The organism is Nioella sp., assembly GCF_964229645.1.
GTDB lineage: Bacteria > Pseudomonadota > Alphaproteobacteria > Rhodobacterales > Rhodobacteraceae > Nioella.
On record NZ_CAXREX010000124.1, the window covers coordinates 1 to 14,516 of the forward strand.

The 14,516-nt window shown below is 63.9% G+C and carries 15 protein-coding genes; 10 read left to right on the forward strand and 5 right to left on the reverse strand.

Annotated elements, in window-relative coordinates:
- A partial coding sequence (locus ACEQXV_RS08430) for a site-specific integrase (RefSeq protein ID WP_370268722.1) occupies positions 1-613 on the forward strand: 613 nt, incomplete at its 5' end.
- 99 nt (positions 614-712) lie between these two features.
- Here ACEQXV_RS08430 and ACEQXV_RS08435 read toward each other — a convergent pair.
- The gene (locus tag ACEQXV_RS08435; protein ID WP_370251494.1) at positions 713-853 is read right to left on the reverse strand and encodes a hypothetical protein; all 141 of its coding nucleotides are present in this window, start codon (positions 851-853) and stop codon (positions 713-715) included.
- A gap of 109 nt (positions 854-962) precedes the next feature.
- The gene (locus tag ACEQXV_RS08440; RefSeq protein WP_370268723.1) at positions 963-1,895 is read right to left on the reverse strand and encodes a porin; all 933 of its coding nucleotides are present in this window, start codon (positions 1,893-1,895) and stop codon (positions 963-965) included.
- 380 nt (positions 1,896-2,275) lie between these two features.
- Between ACEQXV_RS08440 and ACEQXV_RS08445 the strand changes: the two genes are divergently transcribed.
- The 5 genes from ACEQXV_RS08445 (at position 2,276) to ACEQXV_RS08465 (ending at position 7,469) form a co-directional block, all read left to right on the forward strand.
- Positions 2,276-2,680, forward strand: a complete 405-nt coding sequence (locus ACEQXV_RS08445) for a DUF3576 domain-containing protein (RefSeq protein WP_370251504.1) — start codon at positions 2,276-2,278, stop codon at positions 2,678-2,680.
- An 80-nt stretch (positions 2,681-2,760) separates the two neighbouring features.
- Positions 2,761-5,310, forward strand: a complete 2,550-nt coding sequence (gene leuS / locus ACEQXV_RS08450) for a leucine--tRNA ligase (protein WP_370268724.1) — start codon at positions 2,761-2,763, stop codon at positions 5,308-5,310.
- Complete coding sequence (gene lptE, locus ACEQXV_RS08455) at positions 5,297-5,788, forward strand: LPS assembly lipoprotein LptE (protein WP_370251491.1); 492 nt, start codon at positions 5,297-5,299, stop codon at positions 5,786-5,788. Before leuS ends, lptE begins: the two co-directional genes overlap by 14 nt.
- Positions 5,785-6,816, forward strand: coding sequence for a DNA polymerase III subunit delta (gene holA, locus ACEQXV_RS08460; protein ID WP_370251490.1), 1,032 nt, complete (start codon positions 5,785-5,787; stop codon positions 6,814-6,816). Before lptE ends, holA begins: the two co-directional genes overlap by 4 nt.
- A 62-nt stretch (positions 6,817-6,878) precedes the next feature.
- Complete coding sequence (locus tag ACEQXV_RS08465) at positions 6,879-7,469, forward strand: glutathione S-transferase family protein (protein ID WP_370268726.1); 591 nt, start codon at positions 6,879-6,881, stop codon at positions 7,467-7,469.
- 28 nt (positions 7,470-7,497) lie between these two features.
- Here ACEQXV_RS08465 and ACEQXV_RS08470 read toward each other — a convergent pair whose 3' ends face one another.
- Positions 7,498-8,658, reverse strand: coding sequence for a TIGR03862 family flavoprotein (locus ACEQXV_RS08470; protein WP_370268736.1), 1,161 nt, complete (start codon positions 8,656-8,658; stop codon positions 7,498-7,500).
- Between the two features lie 82 nt (positions 8,659-8,740).
- Between ACEQXV_RS08470 and ACEQXV_RS08475 the strand changes: the two genes are divergently transcribed.
- Positions 8,741-9,046: an HNH endonuclease gene (locus tag ACEQXV_RS08475; RefSeq protein WP_370268727.1), complete on the forward strand. Its 306-nt coding sequence runs from the start codon at positions 8,741-8,743 to the stop codon at positions 9,044-9,046.
- Between the two features lie 45 nt (positions 9,047-9,091).
- Here ACEQXV_RS08475 and ACEQXV_RS08480 read toward each other — a convergent pair whose 3' ends face one another.
- Positions 9,092-9,712, reverse strand: coding sequence for an enoyl-CoA hydratase/isomerase family protein (locus tag ACEQXV_RS08480; RefSeq protein ID WP_370268729.1), 621 nt, complete (start codon positions 9,710-9,712; stop codon positions 9,092-9,094).
- Complete coding sequence (locus ACEQXV_RS08485) at positions 9,709-10,464, reverse strand: SDR family oxidoreductase (RefSeq protein ID WP_370268731.1); 756 nt, start codon at positions 10,462-10,464, stop codon at positions 9,709-9,711. The genes ACEQXV_RS08480 and ACEQXV_RS08485 overlap by 4 nt, the downstream gene beginning before the upstream one ends.
- A gap of 124 nt (positions 10,465-10,588) precedes the next feature.
- Between ACEQXV_RS08485 and ACEQXV_RS08490 the strand changes: the two genes are divergently transcribed.
- The 3 genes from ACEQXV_RS08490 (at position 10,589) to ACEQXV_RS08500 (ending at position 14,441) form a co-directional block, all read left to right on the forward strand.
- Positions 10,589-12,202, forward strand: coding sequence for a DUF2125 domain-containing protein (locus ACEQXV_RS08490; protein ID WP_370268733.1), 1,614 nt, complete (start codon positions 10,589-10,591; stop codon positions 12,200-12,202).
- Between the two features lie 126 nt (positions 12,203-12,328).
- The gene (locus ACEQXV_RS08495; RefSeq protein WP_370268735.1) at positions 12,329-13,675 is read left to right on the forward strand and encodes a TldD/PmbA family protein; all 1,347 of its coding nucleotides are present in this window, start codon (positions 12,329-12,331) and stop codon (positions 13,673-13,675) included.
- On the forward strand, positions 13,662-14,441 hold the full coding sequence (locus tag ACEQXV_RS08500; RefSeq protein WP_370251483.1) for an inositol monophosphatase: 780 nt from the start codon (positions 13,662-13,664) through the stop codon (positions 14,439-14,441). The genes ACEQXV_RS08495 and ACEQXV_RS08500 overlap by 14 nt, the downstream gene beginning before the upstream one ends.
- The last annotated feature ends 75 nt before the right edge of the window (positions 14,442-14,516 follow it).

Sequence of the window (14,516 nt, forward strand, 5' to 3'; positions counted from 1 at the left end):
CAAACTTTCCCTGGGGGATTACAAGCAGAGGTTCCTCGATCAGGAAGAGATCTCGCGCCTGCTGGTGCATGCGCAACGCACCCGGCATCCGCATATCTACAACGTCATCCGGCTTCTTATCCTGACCGGGGCCCGAAAGGGCGAAGCTCGAATGGCGCGGTGGTGCGATATTGATCGCAAAAAACGGATCTGGACGGTGCCGAGAAGTAAAAATGGCAGATCGCGGCGGATTATTCTCAGCAAGGTTGCGATGGAAGTGATCGAAGATTGTCTTTCCAATGCCAAGCGGCTTGGACTGCCGACCGATCCCCGGTCATTCGTGTTCACGAATCCCAGAACGGGCACGGCTTACGATAGTTTTTACGCGGTCTGGTACATTATCCGTGATGCGGCAGAACTATACGATGTTCGCATTCATGATCTGCGGCACACATATGCAAGCCTTCTGATCAACAAGGGCGTCACGCTTTACGAGGTGCAAACGCTTCTCGGGCATAGCAGCATTCAAATGACTCAACGCTATGCGCATCTGGCACCCGACCGTCTGCATGAAATGACGGAGATCGTTGGTGATATTGTTGAGGGTCGAAATGAAACTCGGCCGTCGCCCTGAATTGGGCGATGGCTGCCCCATCCTATTCGCGGTCGTGTTCCGAAGGCGTTGAAAGTGAAATCCAGGCAATTTCCATTAAATTGGAAGTTGCCTGATTTTTTATCGCTCGAAGAGGTCGCCCAGGGCGCGGAAGTCTTCGCCCATACCGGTCAGAACTTCGCCGATTCCGTGGCCGGTTCCCCGCGCGGTGCCGCATCCGGCCAGCGAAACTGCCATCAACAGGATCATGATCCGCTTCATCTGCTCATCTCCTCTTGTCAGGTGGGCGCCGATCTTTGCGTGTCGACTTGTCCGAATGGAAAAGGGGCGAGCTTGCGCCCGCCCCGATCCGAAGTCCAATCCGTTAGGATTAGAAGCCCATGGTCAGGCCGAGCGACCAGGTGCTGTCGCCGGAAGCGCCAGTGCCATCGTCGGTGGTGTCGCCGTAGCCGATCTTGAGGCTTGCGCCGCCGCCGAGGTCGTAACCAACGCTGATGCCGAAGCCAGCCTGATCGTTGCCGGCGGTGCCGCCAACGCTGTCACGGGTGCCGTAGTTGAAGCCCATGGTGATGGCGTCCATGCTGTAGGACACGCCCAGACCAACGTCGGTCTGATCGTCTGCCCAGGTGCTGTTGGACAGCTGCTGGTAAACGATACCCACCGAGAGGTCGCCCATGCTGTAGCTCAGGCTTGCTGCAACGGCGTCAAGCTCGTCGCCGTCGACGTCGGTGCCGGACTGGAAGCCGATGCCGATGCCCAGATCGCCAACCGAGTAGCGTGCGCCGAAGCCAACAACGCTTTCCGCATCTGCGTCGCCGGTGTCGTCCATTTCGATGGACACTGCGAAGCCGAGAGCGCCTACGCTGTGGGTGTAGCTCAGGATCTGGTTGTCGAAGGTGGCGTCAAGGCCGTTCACGGAGCTGTAGCCCGCGTGGGAAGATTCGTCGTCAGCGATCGAACCGGAACCGGTCGGGGCTTCCGAGGTCGCCCAGTCCAGAGCGCCGTTGGTGTCGCCCATGGTCAGGGTGCCGAAGCTGCCGGAGATGAACACTGCAACGCCTGCGTCGTCGGTGCCAACGCCAGCGGCGTTTTCGTCCAGGTCAACGGAAGTGCCGAAGGTCAGGCCGTTGTCGGTGGTGCCAGACATCGAGAAAGTGACGTCGACGTCCTGGTGGAACTGGGTTTCAGTCGAACCGGAACCGCCGGTGATGCCCATTTCAGCGTAGCCGGAGAGCGACACATCTGCTGCTGCGAAGCCGGCCGAAGCGACCAGAGCCGAAGTAGCGAAGAGAACCTTTTTCATGGTTTTTCCCTCGTTTTGTAAATCAACCCAACTGGCGAATCCGAGTTGGTATGCCTCTCTTTCCCCTGTCGGCCCCTTGGATGCAACAAGCGAGAGAGGGCGATGTGAACTGTTCAGTGCGGTGGTGCAGACGTGCCACAGTTGCCGCAAGGCCCCTAAATACAATGCATGTCTCAAGGGCCTTGCCGCGCTATTGGCCCTGCGATACCAAGGGCCAACACGCGTTCAGGATGGAAACCGAAACAAGGGGGCGAGGACGCAGCATGATCGGCCAAAAAGGAAAAATCGCGATTCTGTTGGTCGTGATGGTGGCGTTGACGGCCTGCGGGCGGTTCGGATTCGGCGGCGGAAGCGATGGAGACAATGCTTTCACGCGCCCGATGACCGAGGAAACGCGCGAGCAACTTATTGAATCCGGCGCGATTCTTCCCGATGACCGCGAAACCATCTGGGATCTCTTCGCAAACCGGGACGATCCGAACGTCACCGTCGAGGTGAACCGTTACATCTGGAACGCATCGCTGGAGATTCTCGATTTCATGCCCATCGAAGCGGTCGACCCGTTTTCCGGCGTGATCGTCTTTGGCTATGGCACCCCGCCGGGTGGCGGGCGCGCCTATCGTGCGACCGTATACGTGACCGACCCGGCGCTTGATGCGCGCAGCCTGCGGGTGGCGCTGCAATCGCGCGGTGGCGGGGCCGTCAGCCGGGAAACCGCCCGCGCGGTAGAGGATGCGATTCTGACCCGGGCACGCCAGCTACGGATTCGTGACGGTAACCTCTAGATTCCGCGCGCCCAGACACCTAAACACACGCCGGGCCGATGCGCCCGGCGTTTTCGTATGACAGACGACAAGGACAGACCATGGCCCGTTTCGACCCGAGCGTGACCGAACCGAAATGGCAGGCAGCCTGGCAGAAGGCCGAGCTGTTCAAGGCCGAGCGCGATGAGAGCAAGCCGAAATACTACGTGCTCGAGATGTTCCCCTATCCCTCGGGCAAACTGCACATGGGCCATGTGCGCAACTACACGATGGGCGACGTGATCGCCCGCTACAAGATTTCGACCGGGCATAACGTGCTGCACCCGATGGGGTTCGACGCCTTCGGGATGCCGGCCGAAAACGCGGCGATGGCAATTGGCGGCCACCCCAAGGATTGGACCTATTCCAACATCGACACCATGGTCGAGCAGATGAAGCCGCTTGGCCTGTCGCTGGACTGGTCGCGCATGTTCGCCACCTGCGACCCCGAATATTACGGGCAGCAGCAGGCACTGTTCCTCGACTTCCTGGAAAAGGGGCTGGTCTACCGAAAGAACGCGGTGGTGAACTGGGACCCGGTCGACATGACGGTGCTGGCCAATGAGCAGGTCGAGAACGGCCGTGGCTGGCGATCTGGCGCGCTGGTCGAACGGCGCGAACTGACCCAGTGGTTCTTCAAGATCTCCGATTTCTCGGAAGACCTGCTGGATGCGCTCGGCACGCTGGATGACTGGCCTGCCAAGGTCCGGCTCATGCAGGAAAACTGGATCGGCAAGTCGCGCGGCCTTCAGTTCAGCTTCGAACGCACCGACGCGGGTGATCCGATCACGGTCTATACCACCCGCCCCGACACCCTGATGGGGGCAAGCTTCGTCGGCATTTCGCCCGATCATCCGATTGCCAAGGCGATGGAGCAGGGCAACCCCGAGCTGGCCGCGTTCCTCAAGGAAGCGCGCAAGGGCGGCACCACCGAGGAAGCCATCGAAACGGCCGAGAAGCTGGGCTTCGATACCGGCATCCGGGTGAAGCATCCGCTTGATCCGAACTGGGAGCTGCCGGTCTGGATCGCGAACTTCATCCTGATGGATTACGGCACGGGAGCCATCTTCGGCTGCCCCGCGCACGATCAGCGCGACCTCGACTTCTGCCGCAAGTATGACCTGCCGGTCATCGACACCTTCTTCGCTCTCGACAATGAGACCCCTGTAGAAGCAGAGGCCTTCGTGCCGCCGAAGGATCAAACAGTGAAGTGGATCAACCACTTCGCGGGGCTGGACGTGGCCACGGGGCAAGAAGCCATCGACGCGACGATCGACTTTGCCGAAAAGGCCGGGTGGGGCCAGGGCGTGACCAAGTTCCGCCTGCGCGATTGGGGCCTGTCCCGTCAGCGCTACTGGGGGTGCCCGATTCCCGTGGTGCATTGCGACAGCTGCGGCGTGGTGCCGGAGAAGAAGGAAAACCTGCCCATCGAGCTGCCCTATGACGTCAGCTTCGACAAGCCCGGCAACCCGCTGGACCGCCATCCGACCTGGCGCGACTGCGCCTGCCCGTCTTGCGGTGGCCCCGCCAAGCGCGAAACCGACACGATGGACACTTTCGTGGACAGCAGCTGGTATTTCGCCCGCTTCACGGCCCCGCGCGCCAGCACGCCGACCGATATGGTCGAGGCCGACTACTGGATGAATGTCGACCAGTATATCGGCGGCATCGAGCACGCGATCCTGCATCTGCTCTATTCCCGGTTCTTCGCGCGGGCGATGCAGATTTGCGGCCATCTGCCTGAAAAGTCGCGCGAGCCGTTCAACGCACTCTTCACCCAGGGCATGGTGACACACGCGATCTACCAGACCATCGGCGACAATGGCCGACCGGTCTACCACTACCCCGACCAGGTCGAGATGCGTGACAGCAAGGCCTTCCTCAAGGATGGCGGTCAGGAAGTGGAGATCATTCCCTCGGCCAAGATGTCGAAATCCAAGAACAACGTGGTCGATCCCCTGGCCATTATCTCGGCCTATGGCGCGGATACGGCACGGTGGTTCGTCCTGTCCGATTCGCCCCCCGAACGGGACGTGGAATGGACCGCCGCCGGGGCGGACGCGGCCTTCAAGCACCTCAACCGCGTCTGGCGCATCGCCGAAGAGGTTGCGGCATCGGATGCCGGTGCAACGGCAGAGGACGAAGCCCTGCTGCGAGAAATGCACAAGGCCATTCGCGACGTGACGCTCGGCGTAGAAAGCTTCGGCTTCAACGCCGCAATCGCCAAGCTTTACGCCTTCACCAACACGCTGGCGAAGTCCGGGGCGGGGGCCGGGGCCAAGCGCACGGCCACTCTCACGCTGGCACAACTGATGTCTCCCATGACGCCGCACCTGGCCGAAGAGGTCTGGGGTCTTCTGGGTGGCGAAGGCATGGTGACCTCTGCCCCCTGGCCTGTCGCGGATGAGGCGATGCTGGTGGAAAACACCGTAACACTGCCGATCCAGATCAACGGCAAGCGCCGATCGGAAATCACCGTCGCCAAGGACCTTGCAAAGGAAGAGGTTGAAAAGCTGGCGCTGGCAGACGACGCTGTGGTCAAGGCGCTGGCCGGAGGCCAGCCCAAGAAACTGATCGTCGTACCGGGCCGCATCATCAATGTCGTCATCTGACCGCCGCCATTTCCTGACCCTTCTGGCCGTTGCCCCTTTGGCGGGCTGCGGCTTTGCCCCGGTCTATGCGCCGGGTGGGGCGGGTCAGGCCTTGCGCGGACGCGTTCTGGTGGCCGCACCAGATACACGGCTTGGCTTCGTGCTGGTGGCGCGGCTGGAAGAGCGACTCGGCCTGCCCGATCAGAACGCTTTCCGTCTCGATTATTCCATCGAAACCTCGGAATCGGGCCTCGCCATCACCGGCACCAACGACATTACCCGGATCAACCTGGCCGGAACCGTGACCTTCACCCTGACCGATACCGCGACGGACTCGGTGGTGCTGAGGGATGACGTGTCTACCTTCACCGCCTACTCGACGACATCGACCCCGGTTTCGACCGCCGCCGCACGCCGCGACGCGGAAGATCGCCTGATGACGGCCCTGGCCGATCAGGTGATGTCGCGCCTGCTGGCGTCATCCTTGCGCTGGTCATGAAGCTTTCCGCCCGCGACGCCACCACCTATTTCGCAAATCCCGACCAGTCTGCCGCCGGACTCCTTATCTTCGGAGCCGATGCCATGCGCGTGGCGATCAAGCGGCAAGACACGCTGGCCAAACTGCTTGGTCCCGGCGCGGAAGAGGAGATGCGCCTGTCACGCATCCCGGCAAGCGAACTTCGCAGCGACAAGGCGTTGCTTCTGGACGCCGTGAAGGCCGTCGGGTTCTTCCCGGGCCCGCGGGCCGCCTTCGTGGAAGACGCAGGCGACGGGCTGGCCCCGATCATCGCCGAAGCGCTGAAAGACTGGCAACCGGGCGATGCCCAGATCATCGTCACGGCGCCCCGTCAACTTGCAGCCAAATCGGCCCTGAGAAAGCTGTTCGAAGCCGACAAGCGCGCCTATTGCGTCGGCATCTACGATGATCCACCAAGCCGGGCAGAGATCGAGGAAACGCTCCGAAAATCCGGCGTGACCGATATCGATCGCGATGCCTCGTCTCAGCTGACGGCCCTGGCCACGCAGCTTGACCCCGGGGATTTTAGACAGACGGTCGAAAAGCTCGCCCTCTACAAGATCGGCGACCCCAAACCCGTCAGCGTGGCCGATGTCACCGCCTGCGCGCCCGCCACGATTGAGGCCGGCATGGATGACATCATCAACGCCGCCGCAGAAGGACAGATCGCCCAGATCGGCCCACTTATGCAGAAACTCTCGGGCCAGGGCGTGGCGCCCGTCACGCTGGCCATCATGGCGCTGCGCCACTTCCGCACGCTGCATACCGCCGCGATCCACCCCGGCGGGGCTTCTGCCGGCGTCGGGGCATTGCGTCCGCCGATCTTTGGCCCCCGACGCGACCGGATGGCCCGACAAGCCGGACGATGGGGGGCATCACGGCTGGAACAAGCCTTGCAGCTTCTTGTCGAAACGGACCTCTCCCTGCGCTCCAGCCAGCAGGCCCCGACCGAGGCCGTGATGGAACGCGCCCTCTTCCGGCTGGCCAGCGTCGCAGACCGCATGCGCTAGCCCCTCTGGACGCCCCGCGCGCCCCGTGCAAGCGTGGCCCAGACAGAAGAAGGACAGGAAAGATGTACAAGGTCATCGGCAACACCCGCACCCGCACCCTGCGCGTGCTTTGGACGCTGGAAGAGCTGGGGCTCGAATACGAACACGTGTCTGCGCCGCCGCGCGATCCTTCGGTCATTGCCGTCAATCCCGCGGGCAAGGTGCCGGTCCTGATCGCCGAGGGCGTGCCAATCACCGACTCGCTCGCGATCATGACCTACCTTGCCGATCGTCACACTGCGCTTACCTTCGCCCCCGGCACCATTGACCGGGCGCATCAGGACGCGCTGACTCACTTCATCAACGAGGAATTCGACCAGATCCTCTGGATGGCCGCACGCCACAGCTTCGTCCTGCCCGAGGAACACCGCCTGCCCGCGATCAAGGACAGCCTGAAATGGGAATTCGAGCAGAGCCAACAGCGCCTCCTGCCCCGGATGTCCGAAACCGGGCCCTTCCTGATGGGTGACACCATGACCATCGCCGATATCCTGCTGGCGCATTGTCTCAGATGGGCTGCGAACGCGAAGTTCCCCATTGTCGATGATCGCATTCACGCCTTCGGGGCCATGATGCTCGACCGCCCGGCCTACAAGAAAGCGGCTGCGGCCTGATTCCGTGTTGGTCGTATGCGTGGCGCAATTACCCGCGCCAGGCAGCGGCGTTCCGCCCGGCCCAAAGCCCCGTCGCGAGGCATCCGGTCAAGAGATAACCGCCTGTTGGCGCCTCCCAGTCCAGCATTTCGCCAGCCACGAATATGCCGGGCCGCGCCCGCAGCATCAGGCCCGCATCCACGGCCTGTTGCGTAACGCCCCCGCCGGTGGAAATCGCCTCGTCCATCGGCCTCGGTCCTGAAAGAGGCAGCGAAAGCGCCTTCAGTCGCGCCGCAAGCTCTGTTCCATCCGGCAGCGGGCGGGCCAGTTCGTTGACAAGCGCCGCGCGAACGCCCTCCAGCCCCAGCACCTTGCGCAAGTGGTTGGCCATGCTGGCCTTGCCCTTGGGGCGCGCCAGGCGCGCGGACAAGTCTGCCACGTCGAGATCGGGAAATAGGTCGAGCGTCAGCTTTGGCCCGTCGCGCAGTTCACGATAGAGCGCATAGATTCCGCCCCCTTCCACGCCGCGGGCCGATACCACGAACTCCGCCCGGACAGACCGCCCCCCGGCGGACAGCAGACACCCCTTCACGGGCGCGCCGAACCATCGGGCCATGTGGGGCGACCAGTCTACGTGGAAGCCCATGTTCGCGGGCACGATCGGCGCGATCTCGACGCCCACTGTCTCCAGCATAGGCACCCAGGACGCGTCAGATCCGAGCCTCGCCCAGGACCCGCCGCCAAGCGCCAGAACGGTGACACCTGCCTGCACCATCCGAACGCCCTCTGGTGTCTCGAAGCGCAACGCCGAACCCTCGAAACCGCTCCAGCGCCAACGCTGACGGATCTCGGCCCCGATGCGGCCCAACCATGCGCGCAGAAGGGGCGAGGCCTTCATCGCTTCGGGAAACACGCGGCCGGATGACCCGGTGAAGACGGACTGGCCCAGATTTTCGGCCCAGTGCTTCACGTCTTCCGGCCCGAATACCTCCAGCATCGGGCGCAGCCAAGGCGCCGCCTCTCGGTAGGCGGACAGGAAGGTTTCGAACGGTTCATCCTTGGTCAGATTCAGCCCGGACTTGCCCGCCATCAGGAGTTTGCGGCCCGCCGATGGCTTTGCGTCCATTACCACCACCGTCTGGCCCGCGCGGACCATCTCCTCGGCGGCCATCAACCCTGCGGGGCCCGCGCCGATGACCACTGCGTCGATTGTCTCGGTTTGCATCCACCCCTTGCCCCTGTCCGGTTTCACGCCATCCTATTGGCCAGCCGCGCCCGAGACCACAAGAGACATGGACGAATTCCCGATCTGCCCCCTTTGCAGCCGCCCCATTCCGCCCAATGCGAAGCAGAGTCTGCATCACCTGGTGCCCCGCCTGCGCGGCGGAAAGGGCGGTCCGACGGTTCTGCTGCACCAGATATGCCATAACGAGATTCATGCCACCCTTTCGGAGGCAGAGCTTGCGCGCAGCTACAGCAGTATCGACGCCCTGCAATCCCAACCTCGGCTGGCGAAGTTCATAGGGTGGGTGCGCAAGCGCCCTGCCGATTTCCATTCCAAGACACCCGGCGTTCGGCGCGGCTGGAAATCGCGCTGACAACGCATATCCACCCGAAATGGGCTCAAGCTTTCGCGGATCTTCTCAGGCGCACATGCCCTTGATCGCGCGCAGGACCCCCGGGTTTCCTTCCAGCGATGGCCGGCAGAGATCCTGGGCAGCCTGCATCAGATCCTCAGGCTCAGCCACCCGGTCGACTAGCCCCCAGGCAAGGGCTTCCTCAACACCGATCTTCTGGCTTGCCAGGAGGATCATCTTGGCGCGCGCGAGCCCGATCAGGGCGGCAAGGCGTCCAGGGTCGGACGGCTGCGGCAGGTAGCCAAGCCGCGCGACGGGATAGAAGAACTTGGCCCCGGGCACCGCCAACCGCAGGTCGCAGGCCAGCGCCATGCCGAAAGCGCCGCCCGCCAGGGTGCCGTTCAGCGCAGCCACCGAGAGGCACGGCAGAGCCGCGATAGCCCCCGAAACCCGTTCCCAAAGGGGCGATACCGCCAACCCCGCCTTCGCAGCTTCCAGATCGGCGCCCGCCGAAAAGACCCGATCACCCGCCCCGGTCAGGATAAAGGCCCGCAGATCGTCGTCCTGCGCCCCGGCCTCGGCGACATCGGCCAACTCTTCCAGCATCCCCGCCGTCAGGGAATTGGCCTTGTCGGGCCGGTTCAGCGTGACGGTCCAGAGCCCGCCGTCTTTCCTGAGCTCGATCACGCGACCACCCCGATCCGGCGGCGGATCGCCTCCTCTCGCAGCGAGATTTCTTCGCCGAGAAACTCGTCGGAATCCTTGCTGCACATCCAGAGCAGGCATTTTGCAGGCCAGTCGGCGGGAATGTGGTCGGTCCACTCCAGCTGGCTCACTGGGTTCACCCCGCTGGCCTTGATCTCGCGTTGCATCTGCGTGGCCACCGTTCCCGGAGAGAGGCCCATGGCCCGGATGCCATTCGCGGCCGCTTCCTTGTGCAGGCATTTGGTCAGCATCGCGGCCCCTGCTTTTGACGTGCAGTAATGGCTCCAGCCATCCAGCGCGTTGTGTGCTGCGCCCGAACTGATCGTGATGATCGTGCCGCCCCCGGCGGCGGTCATTACGGGCAGGGCTGCGCGCATGCCGTAATAGACCCCCTTGAGGTTGATATCGATGACATGGCCCCATGCATCGGGATCGGACTCCGCCATAGAGGCAATCGGCTCGATCACGCCCGCGTTGTTGATGACGATATCGAGGCGTCCAAAGGTTTCCACGCAAGCATTCACGGCGGCTTCAAGTTCCCAGAACCGGCTGACATCGCAGGGAATGGCAAGGGCAGCATCCCCGATATCCCCGGCGATCTGGGCGATCTCGTCGCGTGACCGGGCCAGAAGACAGACTTTGGCGCCTTCCTGGGCAAAAAGGCGCGCAGCCGCCTCCCCGATCCCACGGCTTGCCCCGGTGATCATTGCCACTTTCCCGTCCAGCGCGCCCATTCTCTTTCCTTCCCGCCAAAAAAATGTTGCAATCCAAGGCCAGTGTCACCAGACCTTGACGCCCGCCCTTCCGAGGCGGAACATTCATTCAGCAATTCACATTCGGATGGTCATTATGTCAAAGATGAAATCCCTTTCCCTCGGCCTCTCCGCAGCGGCACTTCTTTCCGCAACGCCTGCGCTGGCCGATATCAACGCAGAACAGCTCTGGGCCGTCTGGCAGGAACAGGCAGCAGAGTTCGGCTATAACCTCAACGCCCAGGCCACGCCCACGGGCAGCGGGCTGACGCTGACGAACGTGACCAGCACGATGCCGATCGAAGAGGCAACGGTCACGGGCACCATCGCAGAGGTCACCATGACCAATCAGGCCGATGGCAGCGTCACCATCGCGGTTGCCGACAGCATGACCTACCAGGTGACCGGCTTCGACGACAGCGACGCACCGGACGCGATCAACATCCTGATCAGCCTCGCAGGTTTCACGGGGACTGCCACGGGCAGCCCCGACAACTTCACGCTCGTGTCGGGATTTGACCGGGTGGCGATCGAGGACGTGGAATTCGTGGGAGGCAACCCCTCGGAAATTCCCGAGATCAACCATGACATCTCGCTAAGCGGCTATTCCGCTAGCGCAACCTATGATCTGACCGCGCCCGGCTTCCTCGGCTTTACCAGCAGCGGATCGCTTGCGGACATGGTCATTGATGTCGAGATCTTCGAACCGGCTGGCGGTGGCTCGCCCGCGCCGACGGTGCAACCCGCGCCTCAGCAACCGATCTATCCGGCGCCCGGCAAGGTGATCCTGCCGCAGCAAGCGCCCGCGCCTCAGCCGATGCCGGTGCCGACCGGCGGTCGGGGCGATGGTCACCTGTCGCTGGACCTGCGCCTTGCCGGAATGGCCAGTACGGCTGAGGGCACAATGCCCCGCGGCATCGACTGGACGACGATCGAGAGCTTCCCCGCAGGATTCGCCATCAGCGGTGACGCGACCTACAGCGCCGCTTCGGCGTCGTTCCAGTTCGTGGACGGTTCCGACAATATCGACGCCTCGGCCAGCAACCAGGGTGGGGCCATCGGGTTCGGCATGTCCGAGGAAAACCTGCGCTACGCCCTGTCCGCCACCGGTGTCGCACTGAACGTCGCGTCGAACGAGATGCCCTTCCCGGTGTCGGCCTCGGCCGACTCCACCGCGCTGTCGATCGACATTCCTCTGGCGCAGTCGGCCGCCCCGTCGCCCTTCGCGGCCGCAATCGCCTACCAGGGCGTCAGCGTCGATGACGGGCTTTGGAACATGGTCGATCCCGGCCAGGCCATTCCGCGCACGCCGGCCACGGTGATCGTGGACCTGTCGGGCACGGTGCAGCTCTTCGTTGACCTGATGACCATGGACCCGACCTCGATGCCTGCCCCTCCGGGCGAACTGCGTGACCTGACCCTGAACAACCTTCAGGTGTCCTTCGGCGGTGCAGAACTGACAGGGACGGGTGACGTGGATTTCGCCCCCGGCCAGATGATCCCGATGCCCGTGGGCGCAGTGAACCTCAGCCTTACCGGGGCAAACGGCCTGATCCAGTCGCTCAGCGATGGCGGGCTGCTGCCGCCGCAGCAGGCGGGAATGGCACGCGGCATGCTTGGCATGTTCGCCATCCCCGGTGCTGCCGCCGACAGCTACACCTCGACCATCGAGTTCCTGCCCGGCGGCGCGATCACCGCCAACGGTGTGCCGCTTCAGTAACGGCAAGACCAGCCTGACCACGGCCCCGGACAGCCCACGCTGTCCGGGGCTTTTTCCTGCCACCTTGCGCCTCCCGCAGCGGGGCACTACCTCTCGATCCTGACTGATGCCCAAGGACCTTCCGACATGACCCGATCGCCCGAGACCCTCGCCCATGCCCTTCTGGACGCCGCCCGAAAGGCCGGTGCAGACGCGGCAGACGCGATCGCCGTCGAGGGCACGTCGGTCTCGATCGATGTCTTGCACGGCAAACTGGAACATGCCGAACGGTCGGATGGGGTCGAGATCGGTCTGCGCGTTCTTGTGGGCCAGAGACAGGCCTGCGTCTCGGCCTCCGATACAAGGCCCGAAACAATGGCCGAGATGGCCGAACGCGCCGTCGCCATGGCCCGGCTTGCGCCGGAGGATCCGACCATTGGCCTCGCGGATCCCGGACAGCTGGCGCAGACCTGGGACATCGCCGCGCTCGACATGATCGACCCGGCCCCCGAACCCGACCCCGCCGCGCTGGAACGGGCCGCGCTGGAAGCCGAGGCCGCTGCCCTGGCCGTTGCCGGTGTCAGCCAGGTCCAGTCGGCCAGCGCAGGCTATGGCCGCCGCACCCGGCACCTAGCCGCCACCAACGGCTTTTCCGGCGGCTACACGCGCACCGATCACGGGCTCTCTTGCGTGGCCATCACTGGCGAGGGCCTGGGGATGGAGCGCGACTATTTCGGCGATATGCGCATGCATCGGGCCGACATGATGTCTCCGCAAGAGGTTGGTCGCATCGCCGCCGAACGGGCCGTTGCCCGCAAGGGCGCGCGCCAGCCCAAGACAGGCGCCTATCCCGTGCTCTTCGATGAACGGATTTCCGCGTCGCTGATCGGTCACCTTCTGCAAGCGGTGAACGGCAGCGCGATTGCCCGGGGTGCCTCTTGGCTGCGTGACGCACTCGGTGAAGAGATTTTGCCCACGGGCCTTTCGCTGGTCGAACAGCCCCTGCGTCCGCGCGCCAGCGGCTCCCGCCCCTTCGATGCCGAGGGCCTTCCAACGGCAGATCGCGCCATAGTCGATCAGGGTTTGCTGACGGGATGGACGCTGGACCTGGCGACTGCGCGCAAGCTTGGCCTTTCCTCGACCGGGAATGCAGCACGCGGCACCTCTGCCCCGCCTTCGCCCTCCGTGTCGAACGTGGCCCTGACGCAAGGCTCGGCCAGCCGGGATGACTTGATCAAGCAGATGGGCACCGGGCTCCTCATCACTTCGATGATCGGCAGTTCGATCAACCCCAATACCGGGGATTACTCTCGCGGGGCCTGTGGCTTCTGGGTCGAAAACGGAGAGATCACCTACCCGGTCAATGAATGCACGGTTGCCGGGAACCTGCGCGACATGCTGCGCCGTCTGACCCCTGCCAACGATGCCCGCACGCATCTCAGCCACGTGGTGCCGTCGCTTCTGGTCGAGGGGCTGACGCTTGCCGGGTCCTGATCTTTCGCTCCTGATCGAGGCCGCGCGGGAAGCGGGCAAGATCGCCGTTCACCACTGGAACCGCGCCCCACGCACCTGGGACAAGCCGGGGGGCCATGGCCCCGTGACCGAGGCCGACCTGGAAATCGACCGCATGCTGCGCAACAGCCTGACCGCGGCGCGCCCGGCCTATGGCTGGCTGTCGGAGGAAACCGAGGATGCAGCCGACAGGTTGGGTCCCGATCGCACCTTCATCGTCGATCCGATCGACGGCACCCGGTCCTTCATCGACGGGCAAAAGAATTTCGCTCATTCGCTGGCTATCGCCCACAAGGGCGAGGTTGAAACGGCGGTGGTTTTCCTGCCCCTGCTCGACCGGCTGTATGTGGCCGAGCGGGGGCAGGGCGCGAGGCTGAACGAGGCACCGCTTCGGGCCTCCGTCACCGAGCAGGAGGCCGACGCGACCCTTCTGGCTTCGCGGCACAATTTCGGCCCGGAACACTGGCCCGGCGGCATCCCCGCCACCCGCCGCAGCTTCCGCCCATCCCTGGCCTATCGGCTCTCGCTTGTCGGTCAGGGACGTTTCGACGGGATGATCAGCATGCACGGATGCTGGGAATGGGACATCGCGGCCGGCAGCCTCATCGCGTCCGAGGCGGGCGCCACCGTCACCGACCGTGACGGCAAGGCGCTGGCCTTCAACAACCCCAAGCCGCTCCTGCCCGGTGTCATCGCGGCCGCCCCTGGCCTGCACAGGGCGCTCATGATCCGCCGCAATACCGCCTGATCCCATCTTCTTGGCGAAAATACTCCCGGGGGGTGCGGGGGGCTGGCCCCCCGCCTGGGGCGCCCCGACCCGTCG